The organism is Lentzea sp. NPDC060358 (genome assembly GCF_042725365.1).
Lineage (GTDB): Bacteria > Actinomycetota > Actinomycetes > Mycobacteriales > Pseudonocardiaceae > Lentzea.
The window spans coordinates 1-7,639 of the sequence record NZ_JBHXCW010000312.1 but is presented as its reverse complement, the minus strand read 5'-3'; the positions used below and the strand labels follow the sequence as shown (position 1 = coordinate 7,639).

Genomic DNA, 7,639 nt, shown 5'->3' with positions numbered 1-7,639 from the left:
GGTCCCGTGTGGACGGCCCCCTTCTTCACGCCCGGAGCACGACTTTGCCCACCGTCGCCCGCGCTTCCAGCGCCTCGTGCGCCTTCGCGGCGTCCCGCAGCGCGAACGGCGGGTTCACGAGCGGCACGAACCGCCCGCTCGCGAGGCCCGCCAGCGACTCCGCCTCGAGCGTGCGGATGCCGCGCCGCATCATCCCCGGCCCGAGCGCGACGGTCGCGGTGAGGCTGTTGGCGAACAACGCCTCCGTGCTGATCGGCGTCATCGACCCCGACGCCCAGCCGTAGATGACCTGCCGGCCACCGGGCCCCAGGGTCTGGAGCGCCTGTACCCCGACCACGCCGCCGACGCCGTCGAGCACGACGGTGACCCCCTGCACGCCGTCCGCCCAGTCCGGCCGCGTGTAGTCGATGGCGTCGTCGGCGCCGTTGTCCACGACGTGGCCGAGCTTCCCGCCGCTCGCGAGCCCGATGACCCGGGCGCTGGCGTTGCGCGCCTCCTGCACGAACAACGTCCCCATCCCGCCGGCCGCCGACGTCACGAGCACGACGTCGTCCGCCGTCAGCCGCGCCCGGTCGAGCACCGCGACCACCGTGCGCCCGGTGCCGATCATCGCGACCGCCGCCTCGAACGACACGTCGTCGCCCAGCCCGTGCACCGCGGTGACGTCGGCGACGGCCAGCTCGGCGTACCCGCCGCCGGCCTGGCCGAGGTGCGCGACGACCCGCCGGCCCAGCCACTCCGCCTCGACGCCGGCGCCGAGCGCGGTGACGACACCGGCGACCTCGCGACCCGGCGTCACGGGGAACTCGACTGGCCCGAAGCCGCCCTTGCGGATCGTGGTGTCGACGAGGTGGACGCCGGCCGCGGCCACCGTCACGCGGACCTGGCCGGGCGCGGGCTCCGGGTCGGGGACCTCCTCGAACAGGAGGGTCGAGGCGGGACCGAACTCGTGCTGCCGAATCGCGAACATGCGTCCGACGCTACGAACTCCACTTAGCTGGAGGTCAAGCAATCGGGCGATCTCGACGCCGTTCCGGCCACGGGCGTGCGGCGGCGCTCCTACCCTGCGGGCCGGGGGTGCCGATGTCCGGGATCGAGCAGACCAAGACGCGTGGCGGCACGCGGGACACCCACCTGCACTCCGCGTCGCCGCCGGGACACCGCGACCCGTCGCTGGTCGCGCTGGGCGCCGCGGCCCTGCTGGCGGGACTGGGGCTCCTGGCGTGGTGCGCCGTGGTCGTGGCGGACCTGCCGGTCGCGGTGCTGCCGGCCGGGTTCCTCGCGGTCCACCAGCTCTGGACGGCGCGGGACCTCCTGGACCGGCGGCGTCACGCGTGGCGGCAGGACGCGTTCGCCGGTCAGTCCTCGCTGTGGGTGGCACTGCTGTTCCCGGCGTTCGGCGGTGCCGGCCCGGTCGTGGTGGTGGCGTTGGCGGTGATGGTGCTGGCGACGCTCACGGCGCTGGCGTTGACGTGCACGGGCGGCGCGCGGAGGAGCACCGGCCTCGTCGTGGCGGCGGTCGTGGCAGGGACGGGGTGGTGCGGGCCGGTGCTGTGGGCGGCGTGGACTTTCGGCGGATCACCACCGGCACTGCTGGTGACGACACCCGTGCTGCTGGCCGGTGCGGCCGTCCCGGTGCTCGCCGTCACGGCGATGCCCGCCGCGTGCGGCCGCGTGGTGGTGCGGAGCTGGGCGCTGTGGGCCGTGTTCGCGGTCGTGCTGCAGGGGGTTGCCGGCAACCTGGGGTTCTCCTCGCCGGTGGCCCTGCTGACGCCCTTCGTCGTGGTGCCGGCCTGCGCCGTCGTCCTCGCGCTCGCCGTGTCCGTGCGGCTCGGCCGGGTGGCCTGACACCTTCGGGTGGGAAATCTCGGCGGAGGGCCCCCGGCGCGGAATGATCATGGTCGTGACGCTGGGACCTGAGTCGGTGACGTGGCGGCTGGGCTGGTACACGCGCTTCGAGCTGGTGGTGCTGGGCAGGGCCGTGCTGATGCAGGTCGCCCACCCGGTGATCGCCGCCGCCGTGCGCGACGGCTACCGGGCGGACCCGTTCGCGCGCCTCACCAGGACGATCACCTCGTCGCAGCTGCGGCTGTTCGGCGGGGAGCGGGCGGCCGGGGAGGCGCAGCGGCTGGTCAAGTGGCACGCCAGGATCCCCGGCGCCGACGAGGAGCTGTTCCGGTGGGTGCACGCCACCAGCTTCGACTCGCTGCTCACGGCGTACCGGTTGCTGCGGCCGCGGCTGCCCGCGCTGCACGAGCAGCAGCTCTACCGGGAGTGGCGCGACACCGGGCGGTCGCTCGGCATCCGGAGCATGCCGGGCGACCTCGGGTCGTTGCGGGAGTACCTCGACGACGTGGTGGCGTCCCAGCTCGTCCGCACGGACGGGGTCGGGGGACTGCTCGAGGCCTTCGAGCTGCGGTCGGGCCGGGCGCCGGGCGGGGAGCACCTGCCCAGGGCGCTGTGGCCGGTCGTGCGGCCGGTGGCGGCGCGGGTGCTGCCGGACTTCGCCGTCGGCACGCTGCCGCCCGCGTTGCGGGACAAGCTCCGTCTGGAGTGGACGGACCGCGACGCGCGCCGCCTCGCCCGGTGGATCCGGGCCATCCGGGCCATGTCGGCGTGCGTGCCGGACAGCCTGCTGCACTACCCGATGCCGTACCGGGCCATGCTCAGTGCGCGATCATCACGTGCTTGACGCGCGTGTAGTCCTCCAGCCCGTGCAGTGACAGGTCCTTGCCGTAGCCGGAGGCGCCGAACCCGCCGTGCGGCATCTCGGACGCGACCGGGCCATGCGTGTTGACCCACACGACGCCGAAGTCGAGCCGTGCCGGGAGACGGGCGGCTCGGCCGGTGTCACGCGTCCAGATCGACGAGGCGAGACCCTGCGGGACGCCGTTGGCCAGCGCGAGGGCTTCGTCCTCGGAGTCGAACGGCTGCACGGTGATCACCGGCGCGAACGGTTCCTCTTGGACTAGCTCGGACGACTGGTCCAGCCCGGACACGACGGTGGGCTCCAGGAAGAAGCCGGCCGAGCCGTGCCGCTTCCCTCCACAGTGGACGACTCCGCCCGAGCGCGCCAGCAGCCCGAGGACGCGGTCCAGCTGGGCCCGGCTGTTCAACGGCCCGAAGTCCACGCCGGGCACGCACGCGCGGGCCGCGTCCGCCAGCGCCGCGACGACCTCGTCGTGCACCGCGCGGGCGACGAGCACGCGGGTCGCGGCCGTGCAGTCTTGGCCCGCGTTGAAGAAGGCGGCGCCGACGATCCCCGCGGCGGCCCGCGGCACGTCCGCGTCGTCGAACACCAGGACCGGCGCGTTGCCGCCCAGTTCGAGGTGGGTGCGCTTCACCGTCGCCGCGGCGGCGCGGGCCACCTCGACGCCGGCGCGGGTCGAGCCGGTCAGCGCCACCATCGCGGGAACCGGGTGCGCGGCCAGCAGCCGGCCGGTGTCGCGGTCGCCGAGGACGACGTTGAACACGCCCGGCGGCAGCACGGACGACGCCAGCGACGCGAGCAGCACCGAGGACGACGGGGTGGTCTCGGCGGGCTTCAGCACGACGGTGTTGCCCGCCGCCAGCGCGGGCGCGACCTTCCACACCGCCATCATCAGCGGGTAGTTCCACGGCGTGAGCTGCGCGACCACCCCGACCGGCTCCCGGCGCTGGTACGAGGTGTGGCCGGGGAGGTACTCGCCCGCCGCGGCCGACCCGAGCGCGCGGGCGGCACCCGCGAAGAACCGGAGCTGGTCCGCGCACTGGGGGATCTCCTCCTCCAGCACGACCGAGCGGATCTTGCCGGTCTCCCGCACCTCCGCGTCGGCGACCTCCCCGGAGTGCGCCTCCAGCAGGTCCGCGAGCCCCAGCAACGCCCGCTGGCGCTCACCGGGCGTGGTGCGCGACCACGTCTCGAAGGCGGCGGCAGCGGCCCGGACGGCGGCGTCGACCTCGGCGGCACGGGACAGCGCGGCACGACCGGACTCCACCCCGGTGGCGGGGTCCACGAGCGGCGAAGTCCCTTCCGCCGCAACGGGAACGCCGTTGACGAAGTTCGCGACGATCACAGGTGCTCCAGGTGCGTGGGGGCGAACATGCGCAGCACGGCGGGCAGCACCACGACGTGCGGGCCGTCCGAGGCGAACGCGGCGGCGAGGTCCTCGCGCAACGACCCTGGGGTGCTGCGGGTGGCGGGCACGCCGAACGACTCGGCCAGCGCCACGAAGTCCGGCCGCGCCAGCTCGGTGCCGGTGGTCTCGCCGAACGCGTCGGTCATGTACTCGCGCAGGATGCCGTAGCCGCCGTCGTCGACGACCAGCCAGACGACCCGCGACCCGTGCTGGGCGGCGGTGGCCAGTTCGGAGATCCCGTACATCGCGCCGCCGTCGCCGGACACCGCGAGCACCGGCCCGGCCCCGGCCGCCGCGACCCCCAGAGCGGCGGGGAAGGCGTAGCCGAGACCGCCGGCGCCCTGGGCCGAGAGCTGCGCGCCGCCGCGCGGGTCCCACGCCGACCAGGCCCAGTAGGCCAGGATCGTCATGTCCCAGCACGTGTGCGTGCCGTCCGGGACCGCCGCCCGCAGCGCGTCCAGCACCTGCCACTCGAGGTCCAGCTCCTGCCCGGCGAACCGGTCCCGCACCCGGTCCAGCAGCTCCCGCACCCGGTGCTCCGCGACGCCGTCGGCGGCCCGCGGCGCCACCCCGGAAGCCAGCGCGCGCACCGCGAGCCGGGCGTCGGCGTGGATGCCGAGGGCGGGGTGGTTCGACTCCAGCTTGCCGAGGTCCGCCTCGACCTGGACCACCGCACCACGCGGCCGCAACGTCCGGTAGTTGCTCGACAGCTCGCCGAGCCCGGAGCCCACGACCAGCAGCACGTCCGCGTCGGCCAGGAACTCCGTGGTGTGGAAGTCCTCGAGCCACGCCCGCGCGGACAGCGGATGGTCCCAGGGGAACTTCCCCTTGCCGCCGAACGTCGTCACGACCGGCGCCCGCAGCTTCTCGGCCAGCTCCAGCACCTCCGGGGCGGAAGCGCCACCCCCGGCGAGGATCGCGGGCCGCGCGGCGCCGTCCAGCAGCCGCACGGCCTCGGCGACCAGTTCGGCCCGCGGCGGCAGCGGGCGCGCCGACCACGCCACCGCCGTCACCGGCGGCACGGACGCGGGCGCGAGCAGCACGTCCTGCGGGATCTCCAGCCACACCGGCCCGAACGGCGCGCCGAGCGCGATCTCCCACGCCTCGGCCAGCGCCGACGGGATCTGCGACACCTGCCGCACGAGCCGCGCGTGCTTGACCACCCCGCGGAACGACGCCAGCTGGTCGGGCAGCTCGTGCAGGTACCCGCCGCGCACGCCGCCGAGCCCGGCGCGGGGGACCTGCGAGGAGATGCCGAGCACCGGTGCCGACGAGGCGGCCGACTCCTGCAGCGCGGCGAGCGTGTGCAGCGCGCCCGGCCCGGTCGACACGAGCAGCGGGGTCACCGACCCGGTGATCCGCGCGTGCCCGTCCGCGGCGAAGGCGGCGTTGACCTCGGTCCGCGCCCCGACGTACCGCAGGCGAGAACGGCGCAGCGCGTCGAACAGCCCGAGCGCGTGCTGCCCGGGGATGCCGAACGCGGTGCTCGCGCCGAGCGCCTCCAGCGTCTCGACGACGACGTCGCCACCGGTGCGCGTCACGGACCCTCCTCCAGCGCCGGAAGGCCCACGCGGTCGTGAGCCACGTGCGACGCTGCCACAGAGGTGGTGCCCGCGTGGCCGCGGTCCTCGGGCGGGCACGCTCGATTAATTGCTTTGCGGCCCCCGCGGCTTCTCGGTCATCATTGTTCCATGATTACCGCAGAGGAATGGGCCGGAGCGCCCTCGAAGCTGTGACCAGCTAGTTCACTTTCCGATATTCTCTGCGAGCATTTCTTTGTGAATGCTCGTCCTCGGCGTGTTCGTCCAGTGGTCAGGACACCGGATTCTCACTCCGGAAACACGGGTTCGATCCCCGTACGCGCTACGTGGCCCGGTCTCAGTGGGGTGGACCGGGCCCTCCCGCACGGGTGTCCCGGGGGTGTCGCGGAGTCGTCCATGTCAGACGGACCCAAAGAATCTTCGAAAACTTCGCCCGAATGGTCTAGGCGCCAGTTACGCTCTGCGAATGGCCGCGGTCCCCGCCTTCGCACGCTACGAGGTCGACGTACGTCGGCCCAACGCCGCGCGGATCCACGACTTCTACCTGGGCGGCGCGCACAACTACGCCGCCGACAGGGCGTTCGCCAAGCAGGCGGTCCGGATCGACCCCGAGTTACCGCTGGTCACGCGCGCGCACCGCACCTTCCTGCGCCACGCCGTCCGCCACTGCTGGGCGGCGGGCGTGCGCCAGTTCCTCGACCTCGGCGCGGGCATCCCGACGTGCGGGTCGACCCACCAGACGCTGCCGGAGGCCCGCGTCGTCTACGTGGACGCGGACCCGGTGACCGTCGCGTTCGGCCGCGGGCTGCTGCGCGGCGAACCGCGCGCGTGCGCGGTTCAGGCGGACCTGCGGCGGCCGGAGCAGGTGCTGCGGCACCCCGGCGTGGTGGCGCACCTGGACCTCCGCGAGCCGTACGCGGTGCTGATGGTCGACGTCCTGCGCTACGTCGACGACTCGACCGGTCCCGGCCGCGTGGTGCGCCGCTACCGGCACGCCCTGCCCGCGGGCGGGTTCCTCGTCGTCTCGCACCCGGCGCCCGTCGTGCAGCTGATGGAAGGCCTCACGATGGAGGCGCCGAGCGTGGTGCCCGGCGCGTACGCGGGCATCGGCCGCAAGGGCACCCGCTGAGCGCCCGAACGGTTTGACCGGAGGGCACGCGGGGTAGTCAGGCGACGACAAGAACGGAGCCTGGAGGGCGACATGACCCACCGCGTCACTGTCAAGGTCGCCGGTCTGCAACCGGTGCAGTTGCTGGCCGGTCTGGCCGGCATCGCGTTCATCGTGTTCGGCGTCGTGGGCTTCACACGCACCGGCGTGGGCGACTGGGCTGCCCAGTCGTACGTGCTCGGGTTCTCGGTGAACCCGTTGCACAACCTGGTGATGGTTGCCGTCGGCGTGCTCGGCCTGCTCATGGCTCTCGGCTCGGGCCTCGCCCGGCTGTACGGCTGGCTGCTGTTCGCGGGCTTCGCCGCGCTCTTCGTGTGGGACCTCATGATCACGGGGATCCTCGCGCAGAACCCGGCCGAGCAGTACGGCAACCCGTTGGCGGTCAACACCAACGACAACTGGCTGCACCTCGGCCTCGCGATCTTCGGCCTGCTGCTCGCGGTGATGCCCGCGCGCCGCAAGCTGATCGAGGAGGAGGAGCCGGTCGTGCCGGAGCCCCGTTCGGAGGCGTTCCGCGACGACCGCGTGCACGACGAGCACCTCCGCGACGGCCACTTCCGCGACGAGCGGGTGGAGCCCGCCGTGAGCCCGGTCGCGAACACGGAGCCGATCACCAAGGAGCACGCGGTGGTCGACCCGAAGACCGAGCGCGTGAGCAAGGACAAGATCAAGCACTGAGTCCCCTCGGGACGCAGAGCAGCACCGCCCGGGAGTTCAGTCCCGGAAGGTCGGAATCTCCGGGTGAATCCCCCCTCGCCCGGTCCCGGATGGTCCCCCTGTCCGGTGCAGACGCGCCGTGCGAGCCCTTGATG

The 7,639-nt window shown here is 73.7% G+C and carries 7 protein-coding genes and 1 tRNA gene; 5 read left to right on the top strand and 3 right to left on the bottom strand.

Translation table 11 applies throughout. The annotated features are described in order from the left end of the window. Nucleotides 1–25: 25 nt before the first annotated feature. Nucleotides 26–970: a zinc-binding dehydrogenase gene (locus ACFWGZ_RS37360; RefSeq protein WP_382456315.1), complete on the bottom strand. Its 945-nt coding sequence runs from the start codon at nt 968–970 to the stop codon at nt 26–28. 113 nt (nt 971–1,083) lie between these two features. Between ACFWGZ_RS37360 and ACFWGZ_RS37355 the strand changes: the two genes are divergently transcribed. Both ACFWGZ_RS37355 and ACFWGZ_RS37350 read left to right on the top strand, forming a co-directional pair. Beyond that, nucleotides 1,084–1,848: a hypothetical protein gene (locus ACFWGZ_RS37355; RefSeq protein WP_382456314.1), complete on the top strand. Its 765-nt coding sequence runs from the start codon at nt 1,084–1,086 to the stop codon at nt 1,846–1,848. Between the two features lie 55 nt (nt 1,849–1,903). Then, complete coding sequence (locus tag ACFWGZ_RS37350) at nt 1,904–2,692, top strand: oxygenase MpaB family protein (protein ID WP_382456313.1); 789 nt, start codon at nt 1,904–1,906, stop codon at nt 2,690–2,692. On the opposite strand, the gene ACFWGZ_RS37345 is transcribed toward ACFWGZ_RS37350, so the two are convergent. Further along, a complete protein-coding gene (locus ACFWGZ_RS37345; RefSeq protein ID WP_382456312.1) occupies nt 2,667–4,055 on the bottom strand; it encodes an aminobutyraldehyde dehydrogenase in 1,389 nt (462 codons plus the stop codon). The two genes, ACFWGZ_RS37350 and ACFWGZ_RS37345, sit on opposite strands and share 26 nt — an antisense overlap. Next, complete coding sequence (locus ACFWGZ_RS37340; RefSeq protein ID WP_382456311.1) at nt 4,052–5,659, bottom strand: thiamine pyrophosphate-binding protein; 1,608 nt, start codon at nt 5,657–5,659, stop codon at nt 4,052–4,054. The genes ACFWGZ_RS37345 and ACFWGZ_RS37340 overlap by 4 nt, the downstream gene beginning before the upstream one ends. A gap of 253 nt (nt 5,660–5,912) precedes the next feature. On the opposite strand from ACFWGZ_RS37340, the gene ACFWGZ_RS37335 reads away from it, so the two are divergent. The 3 genes from ACFWGZ_RS37335 (at nt 5,913) to ACFWGZ_RS37325 (ending at nt 7,505) form a co-directional block, all read left to right on the top strand. Continuing rightward, nucleotides 5,913–5,984 (top strand) — tRNA-Glu (locus tag ACFWGZ_RS37335). 141 nt (nt 5,985–6,125) lie between these two features. Further along, nucleotides 6,126–6,788 carry an SAM-dependent methyltransferase gene (locus tag ACFWGZ_RS37330; protein WP_382456310.1) on the top strand — a complete coding sequence of 221 codons (663 nt, stop codon included), beginning with the start codon at nt 6,126–6,128 and terminating at the stop codon, nt 6,786–6,788. 72 nt (nt 6,789–6,860) lie between these two features. Then, nucleotides 6,861–7,505, top strand: coding sequence for a DUF4383 domain-containing protein (locus ACFWGZ_RS37325; RefSeq protein WP_382456309.1), 645 nt, complete (start codon nt 6,861–6,863; stop codon nt 7,503–7,505). The last annotated feature ends 134 nt before the right edge of the window (nt 7,506–7,639 follow it).

Bases quoted from the DNA above. Each gene is read 5' to 3' on its own strand.
- ACFWGZ_RS37360 (WP_382456315.1), bottom strand. From the start codon at position 970: ATGTTCGCGATTCGGCAGCACGAGTTCGGTCCCGCCTCGACCCTCCTG.
- ACFWGZ_RS37355 (WP_382456314.1), top strand. From the start codon at position 1,084: ATGTCCGGGATCGAGCAGACCAAGACGCGTGGCGGCACGCGGGACACC.
- ACFWGZ_RS37330 (WP_382456310.1), top strand. From the start codon at position 6,126: ATGGCCGCGGTCCCCGCCTTCGCACGCTACGAGGTCGACGTACGTCGG.
- ACFWGZ_RS37325 (WP_382456309.1), top strand. From the start codon at position 6,861: ATGACCCACCGCGTCACTGTCAAGGTCGCCGGTCTGCAACCGGTGCAG.